General features: G+C 43.2%; 27 protein-coding genes. 20 read left to right on the plus strand and 7 right to left on the minus strand.

What is annotated here, in order from left to right; genetic code table 11:
• Positions 1-21: 21 nt before the first annotated feature.
• On the minus strand, positions 22-705 hold the full coding sequence (locus ABDD94_RS04535; RefSeq protein ID WP_345948722.1) for an FkbM family methyltransferase: 684 nt from the start codon (positions 703-705) through the stop codon (positions 22-24).
• A 135-nt stretch (positions 706-840) separates the two neighbouring features.
• Between ABDD94_RS04535 and ABDD94_RS04540 the strand changes: the two genes are divergently transcribed.
• From ABDD94_RS04540 to ABDD94_RS04555, 4 genes are read left to right on the plus strand one after another with little or no spacing between them, the layout of a single operon-like run.
• Positions 841-2,157 carry a flippase gene (locus ABDD94_RS04540; protein WP_345954865.1) on the plus strand — a complete coding sequence of 439 codons (1,317 nt, stop codon included), beginning with the start codon at positions 841-843 and terminating at the stop codon, positions 2,155-2,157.
• Positions 2,154-2,801 (plus strand): FkbM family methyltransferase, encoded by a 648-nt coding sequence (locus tag ABDD94_RS04545; RefSeq protein WP_345954866.1) that lies wholly within the window; start codon positions 2,154-2,156, stop codon positions 2,799-2,801. Before ABDD94_RS04540 ends, ABDD94_RS04545 begins: the two co-directional genes overlap by 4 nt.
• Positions 2,802-2,804: 3 nt before the next feature.
• A complete protein-coding gene (locus ABDD94_RS04550) occupies positions 2,805-3,578 on the plus strand; it encodes a class I SAM-dependent methyltransferase (protein ID WP_345954867.1) in 774 nt (257 codons plus the stop codon).
• Between the two features lie 12 nt (positions 3,579-3,590).
• Positions 3,591-4,505: a glycosyltransferase gene (locus tag ABDD94_RS04555; protein WP_345954868.1), complete on the plus strand. Its 915-nt coding sequence runs from the start codon at positions 3,591-3,593 to the stop codon at positions 4,503-4,505.
• A 32-nt stretch (positions 4,506-4,537) separates the two neighbouring features.
• Here ABDD94_RS04555 and ABDD94_RS04560 read toward each other — a convergent pair whose 3' ends face one another.
• Complete coding sequence (locus ABDD94_RS04560; RefSeq protein WP_345954869.1) at positions 4,538-5,290, minus strand: glycosyltransferase family 2 protein; 753 nt, start codon at positions 5,288-5,290, stop codon at positions 4,538-4,540.
• Entirely contained in the window at positions 5,283-6,575 is a 1,293-nt protein-coding gene (locus ABDD94_RS04565; protein ID WP_345954870.1) for a glycosyltransferase, read from the minus strand. The genes ABDD94_RS04560 and ABDD94_RS04565 overlap by 8 nt, the downstream gene beginning before the upstream one ends.
• 101 nt (positions 6,576-6,676) lie before the next feature.
• Here ABDD94_RS04565 and ABDD94_RS04570 point away from each other — a divergent pair, with 101 nt between their 5' ends.
• Entirely contained in the window at positions 6,677-7,423 is a 747-nt protein-coding gene (locus ABDD94_RS04570; protein WP_345954871.1) for a methyltransferase domain-containing protein, read from the plus strand.
• A 123-nt stretch (positions 7,424-7,546) separates the two neighbouring features.
• Here ABDD94_RS04570 and ABDD94_RS04575 read toward each other — a convergent pair whose 3' ends face one another.
• The 4 genes from ABDD94_RS04575 to uvrB form a co-directional block, all read right to left on the minus strand.
• Positions 7,547-10,036 (minus strand): YfhO family protein, encoded by a 2,490-nt coding sequence (locus ABDD94_RS04575; RefSeq protein WP_345954872.1) that lies wholly within the window; start codon positions 10,034-10,036, stop codon positions 7,547-7,549.
• Between the two features lie 63 nt (positions 10,037-10,099).
• Entirely contained in the window at positions 10,100-10,417 is a 318-nt protein-coding gene (locus ABDD94_RS04580) for a hypothetical protein (protein WP_345954873.1), read from the minus strand.
• 5 nt (positions 10,418-10,422) lie between these two features.
• Positions 10,423-10,677, minus strand: a complete 255-nt coding sequence (locus tag ABDD94_RS04585; protein WP_345954874.1) for a DUF4834 family protein — start codon at positions 10,675-10,677, stop codon at positions 10,423-10,425.
• Between the two features lie 178 nt (positions 10,678-10,855).
• Entirely contained in the window at positions 10,856-12,877 is a 2,022-nt protein-coding gene (gene uvrB / locus ABDD94_RS04590; RefSeq protein ID WP_345954875.1) for an excinuclease ABC subunit UvrB, read from the minus strand.
• Positions 12,878-13,085: 208 nt separating this feature from the next.
• Here uvrB and upp point away from each other — a divergent pair, with 208 nt between their 5' ends.
• The 15 genes from upp (at position 13,086) to rfbA (ending at position 26,972) form a co-directional block, all read left to right on the plus strand.
• Entirely contained in the window at positions 13,086-13,730 is a 645-nt protein-coding gene (gene upp, locus ABDD94_RS04595) for a uracil phosphoribosyltransferase (RefSeq protein ID WP_345948710.1), read from the plus strand.
• A 91-nt stretch (positions 13,731-13,821) separates the two neighbouring features.
• Positions 13,822-14,517, plus strand: a complete 696-nt coding sequence (locus ABDD94_RS04600; RefSeq protein ID WP_345954876.1) for a YjjG family noncanonical pyrimidine nucleotidase — start codon at positions 13,822-13,824, stop codon at positions 14,515-14,517.
• Positions 14,514-15,038, plus strand: a complete 525-nt coding sequence (locus ABDD94_RS04605) for a DinB family protein (protein ID WP_345954877.1) — start codon at positions 14,514-14,516, stop codon at positions 15,036-15,038. The genes ABDD94_RS04600 and ABDD94_RS04605 overlap by 4 nt, the downstream gene beginning before the upstream one ends.
• Positions 15,039-15,296: 258 nt before the next feature.
• On the plus strand, positions 15,297-16,151 hold the full coding sequence (locus tag ABDD94_RS04610) for a UDP-2,3-diacylglucosamine diphosphatase (protein WP_345954878.1): 855 nt from the start codon (positions 15,297-15,299) through the stop codon (positions 16,149-16,151).
• Positions 16,152-16,350: 199 nt separating this feature from the next.
• Positions 16,351-17,355 carry a glycosyltransferase family protein gene (locus ABDD94_RS04615; protein WP_345954879.1) on the plus strand — a complete coding sequence of 335 codons (1,005 nt, stop codon included), beginning with the start codon at positions 16,351-16,353 and terminating at the stop codon, positions 17,353-17,355.
• Between the two features lie 40 nt (positions 17,356-17,395).
• Complete coding sequence (locus ABDD94_RS04620; RefSeq protein WP_345954880.1) at positions 17,396-18,382, plus strand: DUF6427 family protein; 987 nt, start codon at positions 17,396-17,398, stop codon at positions 18,380-18,382.
• 45 nt (positions 18,383-18,427) lie between these two features.
• Positions 18,428-19,120 (plus strand): phosphoribosylformylglycinamidine synthase subunit PurQ, encoded by a 693-nt coding sequence (gene purQ, locus ABDD94_RS04625; RefSeq protein WP_345948705.1) that lies wholly within the window; start codon positions 18,428-18,430, stop codon positions 19,118-19,120.
• Between the two features lies 1 nt (position 19,121).
• Positions 19,122-19,856: a type III pantothenate kinase gene (locus ABDD94_RS04630; protein ID WP_345948704.1), complete on the plus strand. Its 735-nt coding sequence runs from the start codon at positions 19,122-19,124 to the stop codon at positions 19,854-19,856.
• Entirely contained in the window at positions 19,856-21,175 is a 1,320-nt protein-coding gene (locus ABDD94_RS04635; RefSeq protein WP_345954881.1) for a hypothetical protein, read from the plus strand. Before ABDD94_RS04630 ends, ABDD94_RS04635 begins: the two co-directional genes overlap by 1 nt.
• Positions 21,144-21,752, plus strand: coding sequence for an LPS export ABC transporter periplasmic protein LptC (gene lptC, locus ABDD94_RS04640; protein ID WP_345954882.1), 609 nt, complete (start codon positions 21,144-21,146; stop codon positions 21,750-21,752). The genes ABDD94_RS04635 and lptC overlap by 32 nt, the downstream gene beginning before the upstream one ends.
• A 91-nt stretch (positions 21,753-21,843) precedes the next feature.
• Entirely contained in the window at positions 21,844-23,949 is a 2,106-nt protein-coding gene (locus tag ABDD94_RS04645; RefSeq protein WP_345954883.1) for a SurA N-terminal domain-containing protein, read from the plus strand.
• Between the two features lie 68 nt (positions 23,950-24,017).
• Positions 24,018-24,533: a DUF2480 family protein gene (locus ABDD94_RS04650; RefSeq protein ID WP_345954884.1), complete on the plus strand. Its 516-nt coding sequence runs from the start codon at positions 24,018-24,020 to the stop codon at positions 24,531-24,533.
• A gap of 129 nt (positions 24,534-24,662) precedes the next feature.
• Positions 24,663-25,472: a DUF3108 domain-containing protein gene (locus tag ABDD94_RS04655; RefSeq protein ID WP_345954885.1), complete on the plus strand. Its 810-nt coding sequence runs from the start codon at positions 24,663-24,665 to the stop codon at positions 25,470-25,472.
• Between the two features lies 1 nt (position 25,473).
• Positions 25,474-26,037 carry a DUF3109 family protein gene (locus tag ABDD94_RS04660; protein WP_345954886.1) on the plus strand — a complete coding sequence of 188 codons (564 nt, stop codon included), beginning with the start codon at positions 25,474-25,476 and terminating at the stop codon, positions 26,035-26,037.
• A gap of 65 nt (positions 26,038-26,102) precedes the next feature.
• Positions 26,103-26,972, plus strand: a complete 870-nt coding sequence (gene rfbA / locus ABDD94_RS04665) for a glucose-1-phosphate thymidylyltransferase RfbA (RefSeq protein WP_345948697.1) — start codon at positions 26,103-26,105, stop codon at positions 26,970-26,972.
• The last annotated feature ends 14 nt before the right edge of the window (positions 26,973-26,986 follow it).

Here is a 26,986-nt window from a genome sequence, read left to right on the forward strand (position 1 = left end):
TTGCTTTTTTATGCCTTTGGTTTACCGGCTTAGTGTTTGCTTAAATATTAAGGTGCGCGGCGTTTTGCTCACCATTTGGTAGCCTTGTTCAGCTAAAAAGCTGTAAGCTTCAGATGCATCCAGGTGACTAAAATTTACGTCCACATCCTCAACCAATACAAAGCTAGGACGGTATTTTTCCCAGTTATTAGATCGCAGCACACTTATATCAAGGCCTGCAACATCTACGCTCATAAAATCAATTACTACCTGGCCTGCCGGCAGGTTCTCCTCAAGTACTTGCGCTAAAGGATAAATTTCCACTTCGGCAGTTTCAACAATGTGATAAGGACTGGTATCAGCGTGGCGGCTTTGTGAGCCTACCTGGTCAAAACTGTTAAAAGCCGAATCGTTGAAGCAGTACAAGGTTTGCCGGGTACGTTCGGCGCCTATGCCTACGTTTAAATTAATGTCATGCTCGCGGTATTGGTTAAAAAGCTCAATAGCAGCAGGAGTGGGCTCAATATTTATACCACGCCAGCCCTGTTCATAAAAGTGCATGGTGTTAGAGTAGCGAAAGGGGTGATGCGCGCCTATATCCACAAAAAAGCCCTTGTAGGTGTCATAGTCTTTAATATGTTCCATAAGCAACGGACGGAGCAGCATATCTTCCCCATCCTGGGAGTAGGAGTGCAGCGGTCTGAAATCTGGATGATCGGGTATCATGTTTTTTTATAGAATTATTGGAGTATTGTACTCTTCCAAATTAAAGCAATTATTTACAAAATAAGTATGCATTGCGGCTTAAAGCAGTTAATGCACAGGTTGTAAGTATACATTTTATACATTTGCACACAATATATGCGTATTCCCAATATTCCAGGTTTTGATCAGCAAGCTTTAGAAAAGTATTTCAAGAATACCGGGATGCTGTTTATTGGCCGTATTGGCAGCTTACTCATAAAAATGATTGTAAGCATCCAAATAGCCAATTACCTGGAACCTACTAATAACGGTATTGTAACAGGCGGAACAGTTTACATCTACTTCTTTTCGGCCATTGCTACCCTGGGTCTCGATCAATTCATTATCAAGGAGCTACACCAGTTCCCCGAACAGCGCGATACTATTTTGGGTACTTCGTTCTGGCTTAAAGTAATCTCAGGCTTTGTCTGTATACCGTTAATGTTCCTGGCTTATCAAGTTTATCCCGCCCGGGCTACACCTTATCATTATGTGCTCATCCTGTCGTTTATTGGCGTGGCCCAGGCATTTAATGTAATTGATAGTTATTTCCAGTCGCAGGTTCAGTCTAAATACATTATGCAGGTGCAGGTAGCGGGTAACCTAGTGTCGGCCGCTATCAAAATTAGCTTCATCTACCTCAAGACGCCTATGGTATATTTTGTATACGCTTACTTGCTCGATGTGGTGCTGTTGTCTGCAGGTTACTTTTTTACTTATCAGCGTAAGCAGCGTAACATATTTAACTGGTCGTTTAATAAGCCGCTTGCAGTAAAGTTGTTAAGTTACTCGTGGCCCCTCATTATATCGGGCATTATGGTGGCGTTGTATATGAAGATAGACCAACTGATGCTGCAAAATATTATTGGCGTAAAAGAATCGGGCGCTTATGCTACAGTAGCTCAGCTAAGCGAAGCCTGGAACTTTGTGCCAGCCGTCGTAGTGTCGTCGCTGTTTCCGGCTATCCTGAATGCCCGTCGGGATGACCCCGAGCGGTATAAAAAACGAATACAGAACCTTTATGATCTGATGGTTTACCTGAGCGTGCCGGCTGCTTTAGTTATTACCTTTGCATCGCCCCTTGTTTATAAACTTTACAAGCCAGAGTATGCGTATGCTGCACCGGTGCTATCGGTGCATATATGGTCGGGCGTGTTTGTGTTTTTGGGAGCAGCCAGCGGGCAGTATCTTATTGCCGAAAACCTGAACAAGCTTACTTTTATCCGCACCGGTTTTGGCGCCATTGTTAACATTGTGCTGAATTTACTGCTCATACCTAAAATGGGCATGATGGGGGCTGCCATAGCCACCTTGATAGCTTATGCAAGCGCTGCGTTCTTTATTTTGGCTATTCCTAAAGTAAATAAGCAAGGCATAATGATGTTAAAATCTTTATTCTTAATTTCACTTTTTCAAAAAGTTACTAAACGTTGAGCAAATTTACCGCCCTTATAAACATACTCAAGCAGCCCGAGCGCTTAAAGGCCTTGCTGTCCTACAATGAAAAAGGTTACCTGAATACAATTGGCTGGTTCAATGCCTTTGATAAAAAAGCGCCGGTAGATGGCAATGGTAACCCTATCCCCTGGGTTACGTACTCTTTTATTGATTTTATAAAAGACAGGCTGAAACCTGAGCATGCCGTTTTTGAGTTTGGATCGGGTAACTCAACCGCTTTTTATGCACAGCGTACGGGCATAGTGGTATCGGTTGAGCATGATAAGGAGTGGTTTGACAAGATAAGCGCCGGTAAGCCTGATAATGCCGAACTGATTTATTGCGAACTACAGCGCGACGGCGATTATTGCCGTATGCCGGTAAAGCTTGGCGAAGAATTTGATATTATTATTGTAGACGGCCGCGACCGCGTAAACTGCTGCATACAAGCTGTTGAAGCGCTTTCAGAACATGGTGTGATTGTTTTGGATGACTCAGAACGGCCTGAATACCGTGATGGTATCAACCACTTACTTGATAAAGGCTTTAAGCAGATACCGTTTAGTGGTATATCGCCGGGATTATTTTACTACAAAAGCACCACTGTATTTTATAAAGTTGACAACTGTTTAGGTATTTAACCTATGGCTGATGATAAACTGAGCGGCAATGTAAAGACCGCTTACGACGAGTTTTATAAGACCCATGACGAAGCCTGGCGTATGCTGGGCGCTAAGTACAAAGCGCAGCATATTATTGACGTTTGCCAGGGCTTTACTTTCAACAAAGTGCTGGAGGTAGGTGCAGGCGATGGCAGCATACTCAAGATACTTTCAGAAAAAAACTTTGCACCTGAATATCATGCTGTCGAAATTTCAGAGAGCGGTGTGTCTTATATCCAATCGCGCCAGATTCAAAGTTTAAAATCGGTGCAGGTGTTTGATGGTTACCATTTACCTTACCCTGATGATAGCGTCGACCTTATCATTCTATCACACGTGCTGGAGCATGTGGAACACGAGCGTTTGCTGCTGAGGGAGCTGAAACGCGTAGCCAAAATGTGCGTAATTGAAGTTCCGCGCGATTATAAAACTAACGTTGATGACCGCATTAAGCACTTCTTGGCTTACGGGCATATCAACGTTTATACACCCACCTCCTTAAGGTATTTGTTGCGTACCGAGGGCTTTGAGATTATGAAGGATCTGACTTCGATGATTGAGCCTGAGGTTACCCAATTTAACGCTTATATAAATCTGAAAAAGCCTAAAAGTTTTGTAACTGACTTGAAAATTAAAGCCGAATATGCGGTAAAGAACGCTATGGGTAACTTAATGGGCAAAAGGAAGCAAGAACAGTTGGCTAATGCTTATACGGTGCTTTGCAGTAAAACCAATCAGCAAACCGAAATATTTTAATCAGACGCTTAAATGCAAAATCTGGCTCCTATAGCCCTGTTTGTATATAACCGGCCCGAGCATACGCGCCGTACACTAAGCTATTTGCAAAAAAACCAACTGGCGGAGAATTCGCGCTTGTTTATCTTTTCGGACGGGCCAAAAACAGAGGCCGATAAACCAAAGGTGGAACAGATCAGGCAGCTGGCCAAAACTATCACAGGTTTTAAATCAGTTAAACTGATAGAACGGACTGAGAATATTGGATTGGCTAATTCCATTATCAGCGGGGTAACGCAATTGGTTAATGATTACGGCAAGGTAATAGTTTTTGAAGATGACCTGCTATCATCACCCTACACATTACAATATTTTAACGAAGCGCTGGATCGTTATTCTACTGATGAAAAAGTGATGCACATAGGCGCTTACATGTATAATTTAAAAGCACCTAACTTGCCGCAAACCTTTTTTTACCGCGCGGCAACCAGCTGGGGCTGGGCTACCTGGGCACGTGCCTGGCAGCACTTTGAACCCAATGTGGATACGCTGATGCAGCAGTTCGATAAGTCGAAGATTAATGCGTTTTCGATAGAGGGAACCATGAATTTCTGGAAACAAATGCAGCAATTTAAAGCCGGTAAAAATAACTCATGGGCTATACGATGGTATGCATCTATCTTCCTCAAAAATGGCTTAACGCTAAACCCCGCACAATCACTTATACAAAATATAGGTCATGATGGTACCGGCGTGCACTCCAACAATGAGGACATTTACCAGGTTAATATCTCACGCCAGCCCGTTACCGATTTTCCGGATGCGCTACAAGAAAACGTGCAGGCGTACCAAGCCATTAAACAGTTCCTGAAAACACGAAAAGGTAATTTATGGCAAAGAGGGGTAAGGTTTATTATGCAAATGCGCGATAAGTATTTGAAGAATTAATTGAGCCTGTGGCTCATGAGCAGCAAGCCGGTTTAATCATTCGTTCTTCTGTGCTTTAACCAGTACCCACCCAATTTAAAAGCAATAATTACATGATTGATGGCCGTTGGCACCAACCCATAATGCTTGCGCATAATGGAGAAACGTTCCAAAAGGCTTTGCCTGTGCTTTTTTTTTGACATACCGCCCACCAGGTATTTAGCCACATAGGCATGCACGTTTACAATATGACGTGCTTTTTTAGCGGCTTGCAGTATCCAATCAATATCGGCGCTAAGCTGATATTGCGAATTATAGGGTTGGGTTAAGGACTTTTTAATGTAAATGGCCTGATGACTAATGCTCATGCCATATTTAAAATCGCGCCAGGTAAACTGCTCTGGTGCCTCATGGCGGCGGCGGCCCAAACTGTTACCATTGCTGTCTATCATTTCGGTTTCACCGTAGTAGATGTCGGCATTATCGGCGGTGGCAAACACATTAGCTACCGTTTCTTTCGAGTAAATCTCATCGCCGGAGTTCATGAATAACACATAGTCGCCCGTGGCCAGCGCAAGACCTTTATTCATGGCATCATAAATTCCCTGGTCCTTTTCGCTTATTAATTTGGTAATCCGGCCTTCATGCCGGTGTATAATATCAAGCGTGCCATCGGTCGATTGCCCGTCTATCACAATGTACTCAAGGTTATCATAGGTTTGATTAATAACCGAAAGAAGCGTACGTTCAATATCCCTAACGTTGTTATAAACTACAGTAATTACGCTAAGCTTCGGCCTAAACATTTTGCCCTCCCGCCTCCGGCTTGTTGACCACCTGCTGGTATAGTTGCAGGTGCTTTTGTGCAATCACTTTTTCAGAGTACCTTTCTATTACTGCGTTACGCGCTTGTTTTTGCAAACTTGCTTTATCAGGATGAGTTAAGATCCACTCCATGCCTTCGGCAAAGCTCTTTGATGAGCGGTACTCGGCTAAGTAACCACTTTGCTGATGCTCAACCATGTCGGGTATTCCCCCCGTGGTAAATGCAACAACCGGCGTGCCGCAGGCCAGGCTTTCCATAACAGTATAAGGTAAATTATCCTCGAGTGATGGTATCAGAAACGCATCTGCCGCTGCATAGCACATAGCTAGCCTGGCATCATCATTTATGGTACCTAAAAAGTTGGTTTTAAAAGAAAATTCTGGTACATCCTTGGCATTCCGATTACCAAAAACAACCAGCTCCACTTTATCAGCAGATACACCCAATTTCTCTTTTAGTAACTCCAGGCTCTCCAGCAAATAACTGGTGCCTTTGTGCAAATCCTTACGCGAGGGCATAAAGCCCGTTAAAAAAATGAATTTATCTTTTGGCAAGCCCAATTGTTCTTTTGCCCAGACTTTATCGGCCGGCTTAAACACATCGGTTTCGAGCGTATTAGGTATTTGTATAGCCGGCTTATCCTGCATCAGGCTACTTACCAAAACCGAATTTAGCATCCAGTTGCTCGGCGCTATAACGTTAAATTTTAACTGTTGATACGCATCATGCTTTTGCTGCCATATTTTATGCGAGGCATCATCTGCGTCTGCTTTTTTGAGCAGGGGGCAATAGCCACACTGCCTTACAAAGTGATCGCAGGTATAACGCACATGGCAACCGCCGGTAAAGCCATTGCTGTCATGGAAGGTCCAGATAATGGGTTTGTCCAGCGTTGCAAGTTCGGCCAGGTGCTTAGGGTTTAAAAAGCTATGATTAACCCAGTGTAAATGTATCACATCTGCCGCCTTAACATCCGGGTGGTTAATAACCGAGCGACCAAACCAGGTAAATGAAAAGGGTGTACGCTTTAAAGGTTTTAGCAACCGTTTCGCTATAATACGCTCTAGTACAATAGTAGCCGCAGTGTACGCCTTTTGTACAGCCGTTGAATTGAAGGTGAGTATCAACGGATTTTTGCCGAACTTATAGTGCACTATTACTTTCGAATCAATATTTTCAGCTAACAATGCCTTGTTCAGGCGTAAACAGGCCCGGCCAGCGCCACCATTACCATCGTACGTATTAATATGCACCACTTTTAGCATGCTTCAAAAATACATTTTATCGTAACAGCATGCCACTTAAATCGCGCAATATGAAAAGTGCTGTGTTTTATCAGCTTAAAAATCTTTTCTTTGCAATCTAAATGAGCAACGAACTCACCGACCGTAAATTCTGGGCAAATTACTGGGAATCAAAAACTGACCTGGCTTTTCAGGTGCCGGCTAATTATACTTTTAACAAGCTGCTGAAACAGCTTTTGGCCGATAATAAGATTAAAACGGCCATTGAGCTGGGTGGCTTTCCTGGCTATTACGCCATATTTCTGAAAAAGTATTTTGGTCTGGATACCACCTTATTTGATTTTTATGTGCACCAGCCCATTTTAAAAGAGGTGCTGACTGCTAACCAGCTCCATGAGCAGGACGTTAAAGTTATTGAGGGTGACTTGTTCAAGTACCAGCCAGATCAGCAATATGACCTGGTATTATCGTGCGGCTTAATTGAGCATTTTAATGATACTAAGGATATCATCAGCCGTCACCTGCAGTTCCTGAAACCCGGCGGTACCTTGTTTATCACTTTGCCCAACTTTACCGGTGTAAACGGATGGGTGCAGCGCCGGTATGATATGGATAACTACAACAAGCATAACATTAACAGCATGAATCCGGCCCTTCTGGCCGATTACTGTGAGCAGTTAGGACTAAAAAATGTTGAGGCTTATTACTATGGGCACTACTCCATCTGGCTCGAGAACATGAAACAGCAAAGCAGTGTGACCAGGGCTTTTTTAAAAGGTTTATGGTTAGCCGGCAAAGTGTTTACCAAGGTTATCCCTATTGAAAGTAAATCGTTATCGCCTTATATTGTAGTTAAGGCGGTGATGTAATTGCCTGTCGTTTAAGCTGATGCTATCTGCATGCTACTACATATACAAGTTACTAACTGTTATTTTATAAAGAAAAAGGGATAAGCCAATGGCTTATCCCTTTTTCTTTATAATTTTTTAGTTTTATGCTTTTTGATTAATGGCGTGGCCTTTCTTTCTGCTTTCCATATAAACAGCACCGCCTAGAATCAGCACCAGCAGCGCTGAACTGGCCAGTGATATGCCCTCGCCGGTGTAGTAAGATGCCGGATGAAATACAAACTCTACCTTATGGTTACCCACGGGTATTTGAGCTGCACGCAACAGGTAATCGGCTTTGAAGTAGGGTTTCTCTTCGCCGTCTATCAGCATTTTCCAGCCTTTATCATAATATATCTCCGAAAAAACAGCCACCTGCTCAGTTTGTGAGCCGGTTTCGTAAACCAAATGATCGGGGTTGTAACTGGTCAATTTTATTGTAGCGTTGGGGTCTAAGGCATGTGGTTTGCTTTCGGCTACTTTTTTAAAGCGTTCGTCAACTATCACTTCATTCTTAGGATCAAAGCTGCTAATGGCTTGCATTTCTTCATCGGCATCCTTTGCGTATTTAATACTTTTTACAAACCAGGCATGACCGCAAGCTGTTGCATTGGCCTGCATTTGCGCAGCCTGGGTTTTTGGATCTGCATTAATAATGTACTTGGTATTTAGCATATCAAGCACATCGTGGTTAATGCTTTTACTAAACTGATTTTCAATTAATTCGTCATAACGCTTTAGTCGTGCAGCAGAATAACCACCAATAGATTTGTGAAAATAAGGGCTAAAGGCATCCTGCATGATACTCTGCGTCATGTCAAAAACACGATAATTTGGATCAGTGTCACGTAAAATAAACTGATCTACTTCCCGTGGTTGAATTTGTTTGGTATCCTGCTTTTCAGTAAAGCTGTCGGTATTCAGATAGCGTTTATCCACCTGCCACATATCTATCATCACTACTAACAAAAAGCCCACAGAAAGTACAGTGGCATTAAGTTTTTGCTTTAAATAAGCCCAAACCAGGCCAAATGTTAAAAGAATAAAAATCAGCGTTCTGATCGCATCAGCACGTTCCATCGCAATCCGCTCATTTACCACACCAGTCATAATGGAGTTAGCTAGCCCGCTGTCGCCCTGTAGCGCCTGTGTTAGGTAAGTAATAATGTCTTGCTGGTTAGAAGATCTGAAGCTCAGGAACACACTTGGCAGCGCAATAAGCAGAAGTGTTAAACCGCCAACAATATATAAGGCAATGAATGCCTTTTTTAATAATGTTGTCTTATCGGTTGATTGAATAACCTCTTGTATGGCTAAAATCGCCATAACTGGGAAACACAAACCGGCGACAGCCAGTATAGACTCAACAGCCCTGAACTTGTTATAAAGTGGGAAGTAGTTGAAGAATAAATCGGAAACGTACGGAAAATGCCTGCCGAAGGATAACAGCATGGTTAATACAACCGTTCCTAAAAGCCACCATTTGATGCGGTTTTTGATGATGAATAAACCCAGCACAAATAGGAAGCAAATAACTGCACCAAAGTAGAACGGACCTTCGGTAAACTGCTTTTCGCCCCAGTAAGTAGAAACGCCTGCACCACCTAATTGCTGTACAATGCCCTCGGCCTGTTCTTGCGGTACATTTCTGGAAGTAAAGGCTTTGGTGATCTCCGACTTTGCTGGGTCAATTTCTCGCAACCCCGAGGCGCCGCCGTAAGCATTTGGTATTAAAAAGGTAATACACTCGCCTACACCCTGGCTCCAGGCATAAGCATAATCTTTAGGTAAACCCTCAGCCGGTTCGGTAGTGTTTTTGGTAAGGTTTGATTTGCCACGAATGGTTTCTTTACCATACTCATAAGCGCTCCACAAAATTGAAGCGTTTACAGCCACTGCCAGTAATAATGCGCCAGCCAGGTAAGCAACAGATTTAACAAAGCTGTTAAGCGTTTTGCCTTTTACAGCATGGTAAAGCTCTATGCCCACCAGTATAAACAAGGCAAGCATTAAGTAATACGTCATTTGTATGTGGTTAGCTCTAATCTCTAAAGCTAAAAATAATGCCGTGAGCGAGCCGCCAAGCAAATGTCTGCCACGTAAGGTGAGTATTATACTGGCTATAATAGGTGCAAAAAATGCTATGGCAAAAGCCTGGTTAGCATGGCCTGCTACCAAAAGAATAATATTATAGGATGAGAAGGTAAAAGCTACCGCACCTGTAGCAGAAAGCCACGGATTTACTCTTAACACCCTAAACAGGAAATAAGCGCCGGCCAATAAAAGCAGCACGGTATCAACCGGGCTTGGAAATACGGCTTTAAGCGTAGAAACGATGTGTGAGGTGATATTACTGGAATACGGTGCCCAGATCTGAAACGCAGGCATACCGCCTAAAATCTGGTTTGTCCATAAAATGGTTTCACCTTTGGCCCGGTAATCCATAATTTCCTTTTGGGTGGATTGGGCTCTTGTTACGTCATTTTGTCCTAATGTTTTACCCTGAAAAGCAGGTGTAAAATACAGGAAACAAATTGCTAAAAAAACTCCGAAGATGGCAAAGTGAATGCCATTGCGCTTAAACCAGTTACTCATTTATCTTTAGGGAAAAATTATTCCTCAAAAATATAAAAATGAGCGATAATAGAAACGATTAGTTTAAAGGGGTTTAACCATATCACAGTGCAGTGCCACCACACCCAACAAATAATACAGCAAACCCAGGCCTGCCAGGCTTATACCGTAGATAATCTGCGTTCTTTTTTCTTCAAATTCTTCGAGGTTGCGGCGTATGGTGTAGTAATTGTACCAGGCCAGGCCTGCCAAAATTAGCCAAAAGAACCAATGTACCCGCTCACAATTTACACAGGCTTGCACGCCCAGTGCAAAGATGATATAGTTGGCCGTTGTAAGTGATACTAATGCCTGCAGGCTGTAGTGCCTGTCTTTAAAATAATTTTGTGGCTCGTTAATCATGCCGCTTATTTTACTTCTTCGTAATCAATAAAATCGCCCTCGTTGTCGGGTATGGTGGTTTTAGGCGCCGGTGGCACATAATCAACCTTTATTTTTTCTTCGGGGCGGCTGTGTGGGCGTTGTTGTGTGTAATGTTGGTTATGTTGCTGCTGTGCCTTGTTTACTACGCTCTGAAACAGCATAGGCAAAAATATACGTGCCAAGCTGCGAACAATGTACAAAACACAGATAGTTATAATCAGAATACGTATGAGTAACATTTGATAATAATTTGGCTACAAATATAAGTTTATAACGATAAAAAAGTTTGGATATGATAACCAGTATATTACCAGTTTGAAAAAACAGTTTGCGCTTGCTTATAGCCCTTTAAAGGGCTATAAGCAAGCGCAAACCGACTTGAATCTGAAGCGGAACATCCGGGGTTTCGAAATTCGCTTATTTTTCACTCATCATTTTTTCCAAAGCAAACATTTCGTCCCGCAATTTGGCAGCGGCTAAAAAGTCCATATCCTTGGCGGCAGCCATCATATCTTTTTTGGTGTTTTCAATTGCCTTTTTCAGCTCACTTTTACTCATGTACTGCACAATAGGATCGGCAGCTACGGTGATTTCCTCACTCTCTACATAAGCACGCTGTACGCCACCTTTAAAGTCCACTACCGAGGTTTGCTCAATAATAGCCTCTTTTGATTTTCCTACCGTTTTAGGTACTATACCATGTTCCTCATTATAAGCCATTTGCTTTTCGCGGCGGCGGGTAGTTTCATCAATCGTTACGCGCATGCTCTCGGTAATGGTATCGGCGTACATAATCACCCGGCCGCGGTCATTACGGGCGGCCCGGCCAATGGTTTGTATCAATGATCGTTCAGAACGCAGGAAACCTTCCTTGTCGGCATCCAGAATGGCTACCAGGGAAACTTCAGGTAAGTCCAAGCCCTCCCGCAATAGGTTAATACCTATCAGGACATCAAATTCGCCTAAACGCAGGCCACGTAAAATTTCCACACGTTCAAGCGTTTTTACTTCTGAGTGTATGTAACGGCATTTGATGCCCAGGCGGTCCATGTATTTGGCCAGTTCTTCGGCCATGCGTTTGGTAAGGGTTGTCACCAGTATGCGGTCGCCTATTTTAATGGTTTTATCTACCTCGTCAAGCAAATCATCCACCTGGTTAATAATAGGGCGTATTTCAATAAGCGGATCCAGCAAGCCAGTAGGGCGTATAACCTGTTCAACCACTACGCCACCCGATTTTTCCAACTCAAAATCACCGGGCGTAGCGCTTACATAAATAGTTTGCGGCGCCAGGCGCTCAAACTCCTCAAAATTAAGCGGACGATTATCCATAGCTGCCGGCAAGCGGAAACCATACTCCACCAGTGATATCTTACGCGAGCGGTCGCCGCCATACATAGCACGTATTTGGGGTACCGTTACGTGGCTCTCGTCTATCACCATCAGGTAATCATCCGGAAAATAATCCAGCAAGCAAAAGGGGCGCATGCCTGGCTTGCGGCCATCAAAAAAGCGGGAGTAGTTCTCGATACCCGAGCAGTAGCCCAGTTCGCGAATCATTTCCAGGTCATAATTAACACGTTCTTCCAGTCGTTTGGCCTCTAAAAAGCGCTTCTCGTCAATAAACTGTTGTTTACGTAATTCGAGTTCTTCCTGTATGGCCCAAATGCTGCTGGTAAACCGGTCTCGGGGGGCTACATACAGGGTTGCCGGGAAAAGCACCATATTCGGCATCTTCTCCAGTGTTTTACCTGTTTGCGGGTCAAAGCTGCTGAGCTCCTCAATATCATCACCATAGAACGAAACGCGGTAAGCATAGTCCAGGTAGGCCGGGTAAATATCTACAGTGTCACCTTTAACACGAAACGTTCCGCGCTTAAATTCAACGGTGGTACGGGCATATAATATCTCTACCAAACGGTGCAAAAATGCATTACGGCTAATACGCGTGCCTACTGCAAATTTGAATATAGAGTTCGTAAAATCCTCAGGGTTACCCATACCGTATATGCACGATATAGACGATACTACAATCACATCCCTGCGGCCCGACATGAGCGAAGAAGTTGTGCGTAAGCGCAACTTTTCAATCTCATCGTTTATCTGCAGATCTTTTTCTATATAAGTATTCGTGGTGGGTATAAATGCCTCGGGCTGATAATAATCGTAGTAAGACACAAAGTAGTTTACCGCATTTTCCGGAAAGAACTGCTTAAACTCGCCGTACAATTGGGCTGCCAGTGTTTTGTTGTGGCTTAATATGAGCGTAGGGCGTTGGGTTTGCTCAATAACATTGGCAATGGTAAACGTTTTACCTGAGCCCGTAACACCCAGCAGGGTTTGATAAAGTTCGGCGCTCTCTACGCCATCCACCAGTTGTTTAATGGCTGCAGGCTGATCGCCTGAGGGAATATAATGTGAATTGATCTTAAAATCCATGGAATATAAAGATACGAAAAATATTAGCAAACATAACGGGCAGGCAGGTATGCTTAACTAATAAACGGTAATAAACAGGTAAACTTTTTTACTGTTATAATGCAAACGTTTATGGCACATAAATAGTTTCTTTGTGGGGAAAGCTGGCTATATTTACTGATGTACGTTCAATAAAAATCTCCGGTAAAAGGAGAAGGGGAGATACCTTATGCTTTTTGTATTAAATGATACCAATACCATTTGTAACCAGTACCTGGCCGAGCTGCGTGATGCGGACCTGCAGCAGGACCGTATGCGTTTTAGGCGTAACCAGGAGCGTATAGGAGAGGCGCTGGCTTACGAGGTAAGCAAAAGCTTAAAGTATAAAGCTGTAGAAGTGCAAACGCCATTAGGAATTGCCCAGTTAAACATACCCGATGAGCAACCGGTGCTGGGCACTATTTTGCGTGCTGGCCTGCCCTTACACCAGGGTTTTATGAATGTGTTCGATCAGTCGGCATCGGCTTTTGTAACGGCTCATCGCAAAAGTAAGAAGAACGGTAGTTTTGTAATACAGATAGAGCACATATCCACCCCTGATTTGGATGGCAAGACCTTTATTTTATGCGATACCATGCTGGCCACTGGCCAAAGCGTAGTACAGGTATGCAAGGAAATAATGGGCCAATACAGGTTAGCAGCCCTACACATTGTAGCAGTAATTGCCAGTACAGAGGGAGTAGAGCATGTACGTGCCAACCTGCCAATGGCCAGCTTGTGGATAGGGGCTATTGATGAAGAAATGACCACCAAATCTTACATCGTACCCGGCCTGGGCGATGCCGGCGATTTGGCGTTTGGTGAAAAAATGTAGCCGCTAATATGCATATGTTCAAATTAAAGGTTGCACTAAGAGTTTTCCAAATCTATCTGCATATTTGTACATCAGCATTCCGCACCTAAATATGAAGCGCTATACTCACCTCTTTTTTGATCTTGACCATACCATTTGGGACTTTGACCGCAATGCTGAAGAGACTTTGCATGAGTTATATGAATTGCATGGTTTGCAGGCTTTGGGCGTTGCATCTAAAGTGGCTTTCATTGAAACCTATACACGTAATAATCACCAACTGTGGGCCGATTACCATTTAGGTAAAATTACCAAAGATGCGCTGCGGCAGTTGCGCTTTAATAAAACCTTTAGTGATTTAGGCATGCATCCGGACTTGATACCGGCGGGTTTTGAGGATGCTTATGTGCAGCTGTGCCCAACTAAAACCAACCTCTTTCCGCATGCGCACGAAACGCTCACTTACCTGCATTCAAAATATAAGCTGCATTTAATTACCAACGGGTTTCGCGAATCTCAGGATGTTAAGTTAAAAGGCTCGGGGTTGGCCGAATACTTTCAGCATATCATCATTTCTGAAGAAGTTGGTTTTAACAAGCCTCATCAAGCTATATTTGAGCATGCGCTTAATCTGGCAGGCGCCACTAAAGAAGAAAGCATTATGATAGGCGATAGCCTGGAGGCCGATATTTATGGTGCGCTGAATTTTGGTATGGACGCTATTTATTTTAACCCGCTAAAAATGCCAAAACCGACTGATGTGCCGGTACAAATACATAGCTTAGATGAACTAACCCGATTGTTATGAAGTTGGCCGCCGAACTTAAAGCCATTAATGCCGCGCTGGATACTTACCGGCAGCAACTGGACGAAATACCAGATGATGTGTTTGCCGAAACGCCGGCCATCGGCGGATGGTCGTTTGCTGAGGTGTATTCGCATATTATGCAGGCCAGCCTGGGTTCGTCTGTCGCCGCCGAGAAATGCTGCAATAAAACCGGTTCAACCACCACAGAGGGTTTGAACTGGAAAGGTATGCTGGTTTTTTTGTTGGGCCGTTTTCCGCCTGGTAAGCGCAAGGCGCCGCCTGCAGTTGCCGAACTTACCAAAAACATTACCAAGGAGGAAGCACGCAACCTCATTATAAAGGTGCGTAAGAGGTTGGAAAGCGTAGTGCCTTTGACTCAACATGCGCCTGACAATAACAAGATAAGTCACCCCGGCCTGGGTATGTTGAATGCCGGGCAGTGGATTAAATTTCTACGTATCCATCTGGAGCATCATTTAGCGCAGTTGTCGCGCATTCGAAAAAGTTTTCCACAGGAGTAACTATTTGATATTTAATACAGTCTTAACGTTAAAATAATTTTTTAACCTGACTTTTATCCTGTTATTATGAATATCGAGTTTCCATACCTGATAGTTACCGGCTTACTGTTGTTGTTAGCTGTTTTTTACTTTAGCCCATACGAGCTGAGCGTAAAAGAAGACGACGAAGACGAATAAGTCTGTTACATCACCGCATCGACTTATATTTAGAACTGCACTTGCTGTAGTAATAACGCCTTATGTTCAGATACACCTGTAATGGCAAAACGCGAAGTTGATATTGTAGTAATTTCTGATGTGCATTTAGGCACCTACGGTTGCCACGCCAAAGAACTGCTCCGTTATTTAAAAAGCATCCGCCCTAAAAAGGTCATCCTAAACGGCGATATTATCGATATCTGGCAATTCAGCAAATCGTACTGGCCCGAGTCGCATATGAAAGTGGTGCGCCGCCTGTTAAAATTTGTGACCGAAGGTGTGCCGGTGTATTACCTTACAGGTAACCACGATGAGATGCTGCGCAAGTTTGCCGATTTTAACCTGGGTCAGTTCCAGTTGCTCAATAAACTGGTTCTTGAAGTTGATAATAAAAAAGCCTGGATATTTCATGGTGATGTGTTCGATGTAACCATGCAGCATTCCAAATGGCTTGCAAAGCTGGGCGCAGTTGGTTATGATACCCTTATTATCCTGAATAGTTTGGTCAACTGGGGCCTTACCGCGCTCGGAAGACAAAAAATGAGTTTCTCTCAAAAAATTAAAGGCAAGTTTAAAGACGCTGTAAAATTCATTAATCATTTTGAACAAACCGCGGCCGATTTAGCTGTAGATAAGCAATACGATTATGTGATATGCGGCCACATTCATCACGCCGAGATTAAGCAGGTTAAAGCTACAGACCAACCCGGTTCGGTGCTCTACCTAAATTCTGGCGACTGGGTTGAGAGCCTCACAAGCCTTGAATATGCCGACGGCAAATGGGCCATTTTCAAGTATAAGCCCGAAGACTTTAACAGCGATGCTGATGATGACGACAAGGCTGATGCTGAAGATTTAAACGCCAGTTTAGACGTAAGGGTGTTGTTAGAAAAGTTTAAATTGGAGACGCATTAAAAACAAGATATCGCCACAGCTCAATCCAATTAAGCGTTTTCGTTAAAAGCCTTCTTATTTCCCCAAAAAATGGTGCATTGTACAATGCTTAATGTTAGATGGAACTTTAAATTCTTCAATGTTTAATCTTAACAATTATTTAGAGTACTTTCAAAACGCTTTATCCTAAAAGCCGTTTATATTTGCAAGCTACCACATCATGAAAATACTATTTGCTATACAGGGAACCGGTAACGGGCATATTAGCCGGGCACGCGAAATTGTTCCGCTGTTGCAGCAGTATGGCGAACTGGATTTAATGGTGAGTGGTACCGAAGCAGAGGTTGGCTTGTCGCAACCGCTTAAGCACAAGTTTCATGGGTTTAGCTTTGTGTTTGGTAAAAAGGGAGGGGTTGATAAATGGGCCACCTTTAAACGCATGAACTTATGGCAGCTATGGCGCGATATACATAACCTGCCTTTAAGCCAGTATGATTTAATTATAAATGACTTTGAACCGGTGAGTGCCTGGGCCTGCCGTTTGCAAAAAATACCGTCTGTATCATTAAGTCATCAGTGCTCTTTTATATCGCCAAATACACCGCGGCCTTCCAGGTGGAACTACGCCGAATGGCTTTTTAAATATTACTCGCCAACTACGCATCACATCGGCTTTCATTTTGATAGGTATGCCGATTTTATACACACGCCCGTAATCCGCAGCGAGATACGCCGTCTCGAGCCCACTAATAAAGGTCATTATACGGTGTACCTGCCGGCTTATGATGATAAAACGCTGGTAAAGCACCTGGGCAAAGCCACTGATGTAGAATGGCACATTTTTTCTAAACGCCAAAAAACACCTTACCGAACCGGTAACATTCACATTTGCCCGGTTGATAACGATAAGTTTAACCAAAGCATGGCCAGTTGTGAAGGGCTGCTTACAGGTGGTGGCTTTGAAGGCCCCGCCGAGGCACTTTACCTGCAAAAAAAGGTAATGATGGTGCCCATGACCGGCCAGTATGAACAACGCTGCAATGCACTGGCAGCCTCTCGCTTAGGCGTACCCGTTATTAGTGCTATCAATAATGATGCAGTGTTGCATATTAATGATTGGATTAACAGCAACCACCGTGTACAAGTTGACTTTCCGGATGAAACTGCTCAAATTGTAGAAAGCCTGGTGAAACAATATACCCGGCCGCAGGCTGTTTTAGCTTAAACATTTTTGGTAATATTGCCTGCTTAAATCAACAGCGTGCATGATTGATATTTTCAGGCGTTTTAATCCGCTGAACATTTTATGGCTGGCTATTCTGCTTTTTATTTTGCGGGCAGGCTTTGTATTGTTTGCGCCTGCGGCTATTCCGTTACCTTTAGCCGAGCCTTTTGTAAATACTATATTACCGGTGAAAATAGCCGGTATTTTAGAGCCTGGTATCAGCGTGTTTTGGGCTGGCATCGTTGTACTTGTACAGGCCGTTCTGCTCAATTATCTTATCAATAACCATAATTTGCTAGGCAGGCCGAGTTTTTTGCCGGCGTTAATGTATGTAACCTTATCGGGGCTGTTTACACCGTTTTTAGTGCTAAGTGCACCTTTGCTTTGCAATTTTGTACTTATCTGGATGCTGTACAAGTTTCTAGACCTATATAAAGCTGAGGAATCCAAGTCGCTGGCATATGATTTAGGAATGCTGGCCGCCGTTGGGTCACTTATCTATTTGCCTTTCACCTATCTTATGATTGTGATTTGGATAGCCTTGATCATCTTTCGGCCTTTTGATTGGAGGGAATGGGTAGCCAGCCTAATTGGATACATCACCGTTTACTTTTTTGTAGGGGTTATTTATTATTTAAATGACCGCCTGCCTTATCTGCGTCAAATTTGGGCTCCATTAGGCTCTACATTTGCTATGCCGCAGGTGTTAGATAAGTACGATTTTTTATTGCTTATCCCCGTTTTTGCTGTACTTGTGTTAGGTACTTTTAAATTGCAAGAAAACTTTTTTAAAAGCTATGTACTCATACGCAAGGCTTTTCAGCTATTGTTTTTTATAGTTTTGGTTGCAGCCTTGTCTTACTATGTACGGCCCGAGTTTGGCTTAAGCCACTTTTTGCTCTGTACAGTGCCGGCTGCTATCTTTTTTGCCTACTATTTTTTGTACGCAGGCAAGCGCTGGGTATATGAAACACTGTTTTTTTTGCTGCTAGCCAGCATAATTTACTTCCAGTTTAACAATTTTTAACTTTTACATTCGTTCATGTTCAAGCGGTTATATTAGCTTTGTAGCATGAAATTTGGTGTTGTTATATTCCCCGGTTCCAATTGCGACGAAGATATCATTTACGTTCTCGAGAAAATTATGGGTCAGGAGGTGGTTCGCCTCTGGCATAAAGATCATGATTTGCAAGGCGTAGATATGGTTATTCTTCCAGGCGGTTTCTCTTTTGGCGATTACCTGCGCTCTGGCGCAATTGCACGTTTTTCGCCCATTATGCAGGAAGTTATCCAATTTGCTGCCAAAGGTGGTTATGTAATGGGTATCTGTAATGGCTTCCAGATACTGGCCGAAGCCGGCCTGGTACCGGGCGCGCTGCTGCACAACAAACAGCGCAAGTTTATTTGTCGCAATACCTACCTGGTGCCGCAAACCAGCAACTCGCTGCTTACCTCACAAATTGATGAGCAAAAAGTATTGAAGATTCCGATTGCGCATGGCGAGGGTAACTATTTCGCAGATGCCGATACACTGCAAAGTCTTAAAGATAACGACCAGATTCTGTTCCGTTACAGCGATGAGTCGGGTAATATTACCGACGAGGCAAACCCTAATGGTTCACTTGAAAACATTGCTGGTGTATGTAATATAAAACGTAACGTATTTGCTATGATGCCTCACCCTGAGCGCGCGGCCGATACTTTGCTGGCAAACGAGGATGGATTGGCCATATTTGAATCAATACTGAACATGGCTAAAGCCTGAGATGGCCCAACTGGTAATTGATATAGGCAATACACTCATTAAGATAGCCGTATTTAATGGTGCTGAGTTAGTAAGCGTACATCATTACAATACCGTAGGCTACCAAACTTTGCAAGCGTTGCTTGTAAAATATGCCATTAACAAAGCCATTGTATCTACAGTTAGAAACGGTAAGGAATCGTGGCTTTCAGAGCTTGAACATCAATTAAGCGTAATTTACTTTGACCGCAACATGGCTTACGGTATATACAATCACTACCGTACGCCGCAAACCTTAGGTGCAGACCGGCTGGCAGCCGTAATAGGAGCCAGGCACCTGTTTCCGGGCGAGGACAATTTAGTAATCGATGCCGGAACCTGCATTACTTATGATGGCATCGATGCAGGCGGTAATTACTACGGCGGCAGTATATCTCCGGGGCTGGTTATGCGTTATAAAGCGCTACAGCAATACACGGCTGTGCTGCCACTGGTTGATGCTGATGCCACATTTGATAAAAGCTACGGCGACGACACGCTGACAGCCATACGCTCAGGCGTGCAAAACGGCATTAAATACGAGGCGGAAGGTTTTATTCGCAGCTACAGCCAGGCTAATAAACCTCTTAATATCATACTCACCGGCGGCGATAGTGTTTTTTTGGATACTGTGCTGAAAAATAGCATCTTTGCCGGCTATATAAAAACTGAACCTCATCTGGTTCTCAAAGGATTGAACGTAGCTATAAAAGCATAATGATTAGATATATAAGATCGGGTTTTACTTTTTTACTAACCTTACTTGCCTGTGGGGCAATGGCCCAAACAACGGCTACCAGCAGTTCGCCTTACTCGCAATTCGGATTAGGAACCTTGAACGAGGGTTTACTGCCTCAAACCCGTGCCATGGGTGGTATTGCCACTGCTATAAACCGTATAAGCGGCTATAATACCGTTAATGTGGTTAACCCGGCATCATACAGCTATATCAACTTAACCAGCATTGATATTGGTTTGTATGGCAACGTATCTACCTTAAAGCAAAATAACATCAGCAGCCAAACCAATGGTAACTTCAGGTTGAGTCACTTTAATTTTGCTGCGCCAGTTAGTAAACGTTCAGCGGTGAGCTTTGGTTTGGTGCCTTACACAGAATTGGGCTATAATTATCGTCAAAGCTTGTCAAATTTTGGCACTGGCAATGCAGCCGATACTAATGCTGTAAACTACATTTACAGTGGCGATGGTGGCTTGTCTAAAGCTTATGCTGGTTACGGATTTGGTTTTGGCCGGGTGTTATCTGTCGGCGCTAACGTGTCTTACATCTTTGGTAACCTGCGTAAATTCCGCTCTACTGAGGTTCCTTCTTTGGTGGGAGCCATAAACTCCCGCAGCGAACGTAGTAATAGTGTAAGCGGTGTTAATTTTGATTACGGCGCACAGTTAAATTTCGATTTGAGTGATACACGTCACCTGGTGTTTGGTTACTCGGGCTCTGCAGGTAATAATTTAAATTCCAGGATCACGAACGTGGTAAGTCAGTATTTAACCAGTGATGTAGGTGATGAAACCTCTGCTATCGATACCATATCTAACCAGGTTGTAGCTAATGGAAAAATTAAGTTGCCGTTAATGCACCGGGTTGGTATATCTTACCAAAAAGACGGCAAATTTTTAATAGGAGCCGAATACAGCAGGGCTAATTGGTCTGCCTTAACTATAGGCGGCGTTAATCAAGGTCTGCAAAACAGTCAAAGTATGAGCATAGGCGGTCAAATTACCCCTAATAACAATGCAATTAATAACTACCTTGCTTTGATTGATTACCGCTTAGGTTTTCGTTATGATAAAACTAATATCAGGATAAACAATACGGATATTAAACAATACGCGTTAAGCTTTGGATTAGGTTTACCATTGCAGCGTAATAACACCGCGTTTTATAAAATTAATATAGCAGGCGAATATGGCCAACGCGGTACGTTGCAGAACAACCTTATCAAAGAAAACTTTTTTACCATTCATTTAGGTTTCACATTAAACGATGCCTGGTTCCAGAAATACCGGTTTGATTAAAAAGAAATTCATGCATTACAGCAAATGGAACTGGCTGGCTACTTTAGCCGGCCTGTTGCTTTTTACTGCCTGCGAAAATGACCTGAAAGCTATCCGTAAAATTTCATCTCAGGAGGTAAGTAAACCCATTAGCACCACTACGGGGCTCGACGTTATCTACAGCGACTCAGCACATGTAAAAGTACATTTGAAAGCTCCTTTACTGCTCGATTATATCGACAAGAAATTCAGGGAGATGCCAAAGGGGGTAACCATTATTTCTTATGAGCATGCCAGTGGCATTAAGCAATCGGGGCAAATAGTGGCCGATTATGGGATTGAACGGCAAAACGATAAGATAATTGAATTACGCCGAAATGTGGTAGCCACTAACGCGAAGGGCGAAACTTTCAAGTCAGATGAACTGATTTGGGATCAGGCCAAAAAGGAATTTTACTCCAACAAACAGGTGGATGTAACCTTTGCAACAGGCACCCATTTGCTCGGAACTAACTTCAAAAGCGACGAAAGTATGACCCACTGGACGATGGGAAATACTAACGGGCAAATTCCAGTTAATCAAAACTTTGGGCAGTAAATTTTGTTACGCAACTTTTTGTTAAAAGTTGTATCTTGCGCCCTCTTTTAAACGAAGTGAAAATTTATTTTTTATAGGCTATATGGGTATAATGAGTTTTTTGCGCGAACGCATGGGGACAATTTTGGTTGTCATCATTGGTGTGGCGCTTTTTGCTTTTATTGCAAGTGAAGTAGTAACATACGGGCGCTCTTTCATGAGCGGAGATGCCACCACCGTGGGCGAGGTTGCAGGGCAAAAAATTGCTTTTGAGGATTACAATACCAGGGTAAAACAAAGCACTGAAGCTTTTATGCAGCAGTCTGGCCAAACAAGCCTTACGCCGCAAATAACAGAGTATGTGCAGGAGAATGCCTGGAACCAAACCATGAGCCAGATCATCCTGAAAAGGGAGATGGATAAGCTGGGGGTAGTAGTGGGTGATGACGAAGTGAAAGCTATCATTAGCGGTCCAAACCCCGATCCGCAAATTGTGCAATACTTTGGCGATCCCAAAACCGGTCAGTTAGACCGCAACAGGTTAAACGCCTTTTTACGCGAGTTGTCAACTGCAAAAGCAAATGATCCGCGCGTAGAGCAATGGGCCGGTTTCCTGGAGCCTAAAATTGATACCCGCCGTATTGAAAAATATATTGCCTTAGTGCATAACGGCTTATATGTAAACTCACTCGAGGCGCAAGATAGCTACCAGGCTAAAAACAAACTCGCTAACTTTACTTATGTAGAGTTACCATACAGCTCGTTGGCCGATAATAAAGTATCCGTAACCGACAATGATTACCAGGAATACTACGATGAGCATAAAGGCCTGTTTAAAAACCCACAAGAAACCAGAAGCTTTGACTACGTAGCTTTCAATGCTGCTGCATCTGCAGAAGATCAGGCAGCCATTAAATCACAAATGGATAAATTAGCCGGCGACTTTAAAGCCAGCACTAATGATTCATTATTTGTGCAGATAAATGCAGAAACTAAGGCCCCGTTGGCTTACCAGCGCAAAGGCCAGTTAGAGCCGCAACTGGATTCAGTAATGTTTAACGCTGCCCCTGGTTTTGTATATGGTCCGTACCTGTCAAACGGTAGCTTCAAGATTGCTAAGCTGGTTGACAGCCGTGTAGGTCCTGATTCGGTATCTGCCCGTCATATCCTGCTTAATCCTGCTACCAGCGGTGGTGTGGATAAAGCTTTAGCCAAAGCCGACTCTATAAAAAAATTAATACAAGGCGGTCGTCCGTTTGCTGAATTTGCTAAAAACTTCTCTGAAGATAAAGCATCTGCCGAAAAGGGTGGCGACTTAGGTACTTTTGGCCGCGGTGCAATGGTTCCTGCTTTTGAAGAGGCTGCCTTTAATGGCAAACCCGGCGATTTAAAAGTAGTTACTTCTCAATTTGGTGTTCACCTAATTAATGTAGTTAGTCAAAAAGGTTCTTCAAAAGTAGTTAAAGTAGCTACTGTTGATAAACCGGTAGTGGCAAGTAACAAAACACAATCAGCTGCTTATAATAAAGCGCAGTCTTTCTTATCAAACGTGTCGGGTGATGATTTTGCAGCACAGGCTAAAAAAGCAGGCTTAACCGTAAAACCGGCTAATGACGTGATTGGTACTGCATCGGCACTGCCAGGTTTAGATAATGCACGCGAACTGGTAAAATGGGCATTTAACAAAGCTGAAAAAGGTGATGTGGTAGATCAGGTTTACACACTGGGCGACCAATACGTAATTGCACACTTAACCAAAATCAAAAAAGCGGGTACTTTATCATTAGAAGACGTTAAAGATCAGATTAAAGCTGATGTACTTGCAAAAGTGAAAGCAAAGCAACTAAGCGAAAAATTGCAATCAGCAGTTAATGGAGCTTCGGGCATACAGCAGGTTGCTCAAAAAGCAGGCGCTAAAGCCGTTCCGGTTGAAAACATTGTGTTTGCTAACCCGGTTATACCAGGCCTGTCGTTAGAGTACAAGGTTATTGGTACTGTATTCGGTTCAAAACCTAACAAGGTTTCAAAACCAATTGAAGGTTCGCATGGTGTTTATGTAGTTTCATTGAACAGCTTCCTTAACCCTGCTGTTTTAACCAATACCGTTCGCGAAAAGCAACAATTGAGTCAGACATTGCTGCAGCAGGTTGATAGCCGTTTGTTTGATGCACTGAAAGATAAGGCGAATGTAAAAGATTACCGCTATAAATTCTTATAGTAAAAATTAAAGTAATTTTGCATCCGGAGCCAACGTTAAGTTGTCTCCGGATTTTTTATTTTAGTATTATGGATATCCAGCAAAATATAGTCAACAAGGTTGCCCAGAGTGGTTTGGTAACGCTCGATCCGGCCAGCTTTTATCCAAAAGGTGAACGGGTGATCTATGATATAAAAGACAACCTGTACATGGGCCTTATTTTACGTGAGAAGGACTTTAGGGAGTTTGTGAAGGGGCATGATTGGTCGCAGTATGCAGGCAAGAATGTAGGCGTTACCTGCACTGCCGATGCTATTGTGCCGGCCTGGGCTTATATGCTGCTGGCAAACCGCTTAGCGCCTTATGCCAGTGATGTGGTGTTTGGTAACGAAGAGGTATTAGAAACGGTGTTATTTGAAAAAGCAATGGCGAAGGCCGATTTTGAGCAGTATCGTGATCAGCGTATTGTATTAAAGGGTTGCGGCGACATAGAAGTACCCACATCAGCCTATGTGGAGCTCACTAAGCGATTAACACCAATAGCCAAAAGCCTTATGTTCGGCGAGCCATGTTCAACGGTGCCAATTTACAAAAGGAAGGATTAGGTGTCAGATTATTGTTCACTAAAAAAAAATTGTGCCGAACAATAGCTGTTTTAAATAGATATGTTTAAACTGCGCTAATGTATGCTTGTCAAAGCTAATGTAATTAAACAATTATTGTTCGCAGTGAAAATGACACGCCAGATATTCAAAAGCCAATATATCAAAGCTGGTGCTTTACTTGCTTGTATAGTTACAAGTTTAGTGTTTAGCACTTTTGCGCAGGAGCCTGTTAAAGTGGCCGAACCGACGTTTAAAGTGGGAGAGGAGTTAAGCTACCGTTTAAAATATGGTTGGTTTACCGGGGCCGAAGCGCATTTACGGGTAGCCGAAACGGATACCCGGTTTGAAGGCAATCCGGCTTGGCATATCATAGCCGATGGTAAAACGGCGGGTACGTTCGATGTATTCTATAAGGTTCGAAACCGTTATGAATCTTATATAGACCAACGAACGCTGTTACCTTATTTTTATACAGAAGACCGGCACGAAGCCAAGTACAAGCATACCGACAAGGTTACGTTTAACCATCAAACAGGTAAAATTACCGCAAATAGCGGTGTTTACCCTTTTAGTGGCAAGGTGTTCGATTTTCCGTCGGCTTATTACTTTGCCCGTTGTTTGGATGTATCTCACCTTAAAATTGGCGATAAGATTGATTTAAAGTATTTTTTAGATGATGCTATTCAGACGCTTTCTATAACTTATATGGGTAAGGAGAAAGCAGAATGTTCATTAGGTACCTTTAACTGTCTTAAATTTAATCCCACCATTATACCGGGCCGCATATTTCGCAAAAACAGTAAGTTGTACCTTTGGGTAACTGATGATAATAACCGTATTCCGGTAAAGGCCCATGTTGAGTTGGTGGTGGGTAGTGTTACCATGGATTTAACCGGTGCAAAAGGATTGAAGTATCCTTTGAATCCTATAAAAAAATAAAATGATTGAAGTTGGAAGTGCATTGGTGCACGAGGATGTAGTAACCGAAAACTTTGTTTGTAATCTTAATAAATGCAAAGGTGCCTGCTGCCTGGAAGGCGATTCGGGCGCACCGCTTGCTGCCGACGAATTAGATATATTAAGAGACATTTATCCAAAAGTGAAGCCTTACATGACCGCTAAAGGCATTGCCACGGTTGAGGCTGTAGGTACTCATGTAACCGATTTTGAAGGTGATTATACCACACCTTGTGTGGATACCAATAAAGAGTGCGCTTATGTAACCTGGGAAAATGGTATTACTAAATGTGCTATTGAAAAGGCTTGGGAGGCAGGTGATGTGGAGTGGCGTAAGCCAATATCCTGCCATTTATACCCCATCCGCATAACTAATTATCCTGAATTTGACGTATTGCATTATGACCGCTGGAACATTTGCAGCCCGGCTTGCAGCTTTGGTAGCGAATTAAAGGTGCATGTGCATGAGTTTTTAAAAGAACCGCTCATACGTAAATATGGTGAAGAGTGGTATCAGGAGTTAGTAGATAAGCTGGCGGGTATTTAATACACCTGGTATTTAAAGCTTTTTTATATCTTAGGAGCAATAAATAATCATCTAACTATATTATTGTGAAAGGAATAATACTTGCCGGTGGCTCCGGTACCCGCCTGCACCCACTAACTTTAGCTGTAAGTAAGCAATTAATGCCGGTTTACGACAAGCCGATGATCTATTATCCGCTATCGGTGTTAATGCTGGCAGGTATTAAAGAGATTCTCATTATATCTACACCACATGATTTGCCGCAGTTTGAGAAGCTGCTGGGCGATGGATCGCGCATTGGTTGCCGGTTTGAGTATGCCGTACAGCCCGAGCCTAATGGCCTGGCGCAAGCCTTCGTAATTGGAGCAGATTTTATTGGTACCGATAAAGTAGCGCTTATTTTAGGTGATAACATCTTTTACGGCGACGGCCTTTCGCACTTACTGCAGCATAGCAGCGATCCTGAGGGCGGTATGGTTTTTGCCTACCAGGTTGCCGATCCTGAACGTTACGGTGTGGTAGAATTTGACAGTGATAACAAAGTTATTTCACTGGAAGAAAAGCCAGCTGAACCTAAATCAGACTATGCTGTACCAGGCTTGTATTTTTATGACAATGATGTAGTGGAGATAGCAAAAAATATAGCGCCTTCACCACGGGGAGAATATGAAATAACCGACGTTAACAAAGAGTATTTAAACCGTGGCAAGTTAAACGTGGCCATACTTAGCCGCGGTACCGCTTGGCTAGATACTGGTACCTTTGCCTCCTTAATGCAGGCAGGGCAGTTTGTACAGGTAATAGAAGAGCGCCAGGGTATTAAGATTGCCTGTATAGAAGAAATTGCCTACCGCATGGGCTTTATTGATGCCGAACAGTTGGCGGAGATAGCAGCGCCACTTACCAAGAGCGGCTATGGCCAATTCCTGCTAAAGCTATTAAAGAACAAAAAATAATAAATCAAGACTTT

The sequence above is a fragment of the Mucilaginibacter sp. PAMB04168 genome (assembly GCF_039634365.2).
Lineage (GTDB): Bacteria > Bacteroidota > Bacteroidia > Sphingobacteriales > Sphingobacteriaceae > Mucilaginibacter.

Excerpts from the sequence above, each read along its gene's own strand:
- ABDD94_RS04575 (WP_345954872.1), bottom strand. The coding sequence starts at position 10,036 with ATGAGTAACTGGTTTAAGCGCAATGGCATTCACTTTGCCATCTTCGGA.
- ABDD94_RS04620 (WP_345954880.1), top strand. The coding sequence starts at position 17,396 with ATGATTGATATTTTCAGGCGTTTTAATCCGCTGAACATTTTATGGCTG.
- ABDD94_RS04565 (WP_345954870.1), bottom strand. The coding sequence starts at position 6,575 with ATGCTAAAAGTGGTGCATATTAATACGTACGATGGTAATGGTGGCGCT.
- lptC (WP_345954882.1), top strand. The coding sequence starts at position 21,144 with ATGCCTGGTTCCAGAAATACCGGTTTGATTAAAAAGAAATTCATGCAT.
- ABDD94_RS04540 (WP_345954865.1), top strand. The coding sequence starts at position 841 with ATGCGTATTCCCAATATTCCAGGTTTTGATCAGCAAGCTTTAGAAAAG.
- upp (WP_345948710.1), top strand. The coding sequence starts at position 13,086 with ATGCTTTTTGTATTAAATGATACCAATACCATTTGTAACCAGTACCTG.
- purQ (WP_345948705.1), top strand. The coding sequence starts at position 18,428 with ATGAAATTTGGTGTTGTTATATTCCCCGGTTCCAATTGCGACGAAGAT.
- ABDD94_RS04605 (WP_345954877.1), top strand. The coding sequence starts at position 14,514 with ATGAAGTTGGCCGCCGAACTTAAAGCCATTAATGCCGCGCTGGATACT.
- ABDD94_RS04610 (WP_345954878.1), top strand. The coding sequence starts at position 15,297 with ATGGCAAAACGCGAAGTTGATATTGTAGTAATTTCTGATGTGCATTTA.
- ABDD94_RS04635 (WP_345954881.1), top strand. The coding sequence starts at position 19,856 with ATGATTAGATATATAAGATCGGGTTTTACTTTTTTACTAACCTTACTT.
- ABDD94_RS04555 (WP_345954868.1), top strand. The coding sequence starts at position 3,591 with ATGCAAAATCTGGCTCCTATAGCCCTGTTTGTATATAACCGGCCCGAG.
- ABDD94_RS04535 (WP_345948722.1), bottom strand. The coding sequence starts at position 705 with ATGATACCCGATCATCCAGATTTCAGACCGCTGCACTCCTACTCCCAG.
- uvrB (WP_345954875.1), bottom strand. The coding sequence starts at position 12,877 with ATGGATTTTAAGATCAATTCACATTATATTCCCTCAGGCGATCAGCCT.
- ABDD94_RS04585 (WP_345954874.1), bottom strand. The coding sequence starts at position 10,677 with ATGTTACTCATACGTATTCTGATTATAACTATCTGTGTTTTGTACATT.
- ABDD94_RS04630 (WP_345948704.1), top strand. The coding sequence starts at position 19,122 with ATGGCCCAACTGGTAATTGATATAGGCAATACACTCATTAAGATAGCC.
- ABDD94_RS04645 (WP_345954883.1), top strand. The coding sequence starts at position 21,844 with ATGAGTTTTTTGCGCGAACGCATGGGGACAATTTTGGTTGTCATCATT.
- ABDD94_RS04570 (WP_345954871.1), top strand. The coding sequence starts at position 6,677 with ATGAGCAACGAACTCACCGACCGTAAATTCTGGGCAAATTACTGGGAA.
- ABDD94_RS04600 (WP_345954876.1), top strand. The coding sequence starts at position 13,822 with ATGAAGCGCTATACTCACCTCTTTTTTGATCTTGACCATACCATTTGG.
- ABDD94_RS04560 (WP_345954869.1), bottom strand. The coding sequence starts at position 5,290 with ATGTTTAGGCCGAAGCTTAGCGTAATTACTGTAGTTTATAACAACGTT.
- ABDD94_RS04660 (WP_345954886.1), top strand. The coding sequence starts at position 25,474 with ATGATTGAAGTTGGAAGTGCATTGGTGCACGAGGATGTAGTAACCGAA.
- ABDD94_RS04580 (WP_345954873.1), bottom strand. The coding sequence starts at position 10,417 with ATGATTAACGAGCCACAAAATTATTTTAAAGACAGGCACTACAGCCTG.
- ABDD94_RS04550 (WP_345954867.1), top strand. The coding sequence starts at position 2,805 with ATGGCTGATGATAAACTGAGCGGCAATGTAAAGACCGCTTACGACGAG.
- ABDD94_RS04650 (WP_345954884.1), top strand. The coding sequence starts at position 24,018 with ATGGATATCCAGCAAAATATAGTCAACAAGGTTGCCCAGAGTGGTTTG.
- ABDD94_RS04615 (WP_345954879.1), top strand. The coding sequence starts at position 16,351 with ATGAAAATACTATTTGCTATACAGGGAACCGGTAACGGGCATATTAGC.
- ABDD94_RS04655 (WP_345954885.1), top strand. The coding sequence starts at position 24,663 with ATGACACGCCAGATATTCAAAAGCCAATATATCAAAGCTGGTGCTTTA.